At 48.6% G+C, this 2,780-nt stretch carries 2 rRNA genes; both read right to left on the reverse strand.

The window, feature by feature from the left end:
* Position 1 precedes the first annotated feature (1 nt).
* Positions 2 to 112 (reverse strand): 5S ribosomal RNA (gene rrf, locus DW173_RS06970).
* A 121-nt stretch (positions 113 to 233) separates the two neighbouring features.
* Positions 234 to 2,780 (reverse strand): 23S ribosomal RNA (locus tag DW173_RS06975); the annotation flags it as partial.

Below are 2,780 nucleotides of genomic sequence, written 5' to 3' on the forward strand. Positions count from 1 at the left end.
AAAACGGCGGCTACCTACTCTCCCACTGTTACGCAGTACCATCGGCGTGACGAGGCTTAACTTCTCTGTTCGGAATGGGAAGAGGTGGAACCCTCGTGCTATAACCACCTGAATAAGGTTATGACATGATGAAAAGTAAAATCTCAAGTCCATTACTAGTATGTTTCTGTTCTCTGTTTCCAGTTTCTGTATCAGTAATCCGCTAAACGTATATACCCAACCGGTACATATTTGAAAGAAAGTGAACGGGCAATTAGTAATGCTCGGCTTTGATGTTACCACCTTTACACCTGCATCCTATCAACGTCATCGTCTTTAACGACCCTAAGAAATCTAATCTTGTGGCTGGCTTCGTACTTAGATGCTTTCAGCACTTATCCAATCCCGACTTAGATACCCAGCGATGCACCTGGCGGCACAACTGGTAAACCAGCGGTCAGTCCAACACGGTCCTCTCGTACTAGTGTCAGAGCCACGCAAATTTCATACGCCCACGATAGATAGAGACCGAACTGTCTCACGACGTTCTGAACCCAGCTCGCGTGCCACTTTAATGGGCGAACAGCCCAACCCTTGGGACCTTCTCCAGCCCCAGGATGTGACGAGCCGACATCGAGGTGCCAAACCCCTCCGTCGATATGAGCTCTTGGGAGGGATCAGCCTGTTATCCCCGGAGTACCTTTTATCCTTTGAGCGATGTCCCTTCCATGCGGAAACACCGGATCACTATGCTCTAGTTTCCTACCTGATCGACTTGTCTGTCTCCCAGTCAAGCGCCCTTATGCCATTACACTCTACGGACGGTTACCAATCGTCCTGAGGGCACCTTTAGAAGCCTCCGTTACACTTTTGGAGGCGACCACCCCAGTCAAACTACCCACCAAACAGTGTCCTCGCATCTACGAGTTAGAACTCAAATAATCAAAGGGCCGTATTTCAACAGCGACTCCACAAATACTGGCGTACCTGCTTCGAAGTCTCCGGCCTATCCTACACATCAATTACCCAAATTCAATGTTAAGCTATAGTAAAGGTTCACGGGGTCTTTTCGTCCCATCGCGGGTAATCGGCATCTTCACCGATACTACAATTTCACTGAGCTCACGGTTGAGACAGTGTCCAGATCATTACACCATTCGTGCAGGTCGGAACTTACCCGACAAGGAATTTCGCTACCTTAGGACCGTTATAGTTACGGCCGCCGTTTACTGGGGCTTCAATTCAATGCTTCTCTTGCGATGACATCTCCTCTTAACCTTCCAGCACCGGGCAGGTGTCAGGCTGTATACGTAATCTTTCAATTTGGCACAGCCCTGTGTTTTTGTTAAACAGTTGCCTGGACCTATTCTCTGCGCCCAACTCTCGTTGGGACCCTTTATCCCGAAGTTACAGGGTCAATTTGCCTAGTTCCTTAACCGTGAATCACTCAAGCGCCTTAGTATATTCAACCCGACTACGTGTGTCCGTTTGCGGTACGGGTACCTTAAAGATTAAGTTTAGCGGATTTTCTTGGGAGTATGCTTACACGCACTATTGGATTGTTCCGAAGAACGTTCCATACTATCAGGTTCGACTCTCTTTGTGGATTTGCCTGCAAAGATCAACATCTACACCCTTCAACGGACTATTCCGTCAGTCCGCGGCGCTATCACTGCTCCGTCTCCACGTCACTCTTTAAGGTAGTACAGGAATATTAACCTGTTCTGCCATCGGCCTCACCGTTCGGCTGAGCCTTAGGACCCGACTAACCCTGATCCGATTAGCGTTGATCAGGAAACCTTAGTCTTTCGGCGAGGGGGTTTCTCACCCCCTTTATCGTTACTTATACCTACATTTGCTTTTCCACACGCTCCAGCAAAGCTCACGCTTCACCTTCGACGCAGAGTGGAATGCTCCCCTACCGATGTTAGTGTTTAGTTAACATCCCATAGCTTCGGTAAATTGCTTAATGCCCGATTATTATCCACGCCAAACTCCTCGACTAGTGAGCTGTTACGCACTCTTTAAATGAATGGCTGCTTCCAAGCCAACATCCTAGCTGTCTTAGCAATCTGACTTCGTTAGTTCAACTTAGCAATTATTTCGGGACCTTAGCTGATGGTCCGGATTCTTCTCCTTTAGGACATGGACCTTAGCACCCATGCCCTCACTCCTGGGATCGAACTACTGCGCATTCGGAGTTTATCAAGACTTGATAGGCGGTGAAGCCCTCGCATCTTATCAGTCGCTCTACCTCACAGTAGTAATTCCCAAGGCTGCACCTAAATGCATTTCGGGGAGTACGAGCTATCTCCAAGTTTGATTAGCCTTTCACCCCCACCCTCAGTTCATCCGGAAGCTTTTCAACGCTTATCGGTTCGGTCCTCCAGTTAGTGTTACCTAACCTTCAACCTGACCAAGGGTAGATCACTTGGTTTCGCGTCTACTCCTTCCGACTAATCGCCCTGTTCAGACTCGCTTTCGCTTCGGCTACACATTTTGAAATGCTTAACCTTGCCGGAAAAAGTAACTCGTAGGTTCATTATGCAAAAGGCACGCCGTCACAACTTACGCTGCTCCGACCGCTTGTAGGCGCACGGTTTCAGGGACTATTTCACTCTTCTATTCGAAGTGCTTTTCACCTTTCCTTCACAGTACTGGTTCGCTATCGGTCTCTCGGGAGTATTTAGCCTTACCGGATGGTCCCGGCAGATTCACGCAAGATTCCTCGTGTCCCGCGCTACTCAGGATACCACTACGCTTCGTTTAGCTTCGAATACCGGACTATCACCGTCTATGGT

It is taken from the genome of Bacteroides sp. AM16-13 (assembly GCF_003602705.1).
Taxonomy (GTDB): Bacteria; Bacteroidota; Bacteroidia; order Bacteroidales; family Bacteroidaceae; genus Bacteroides; species Bacteroides xylanisolvens.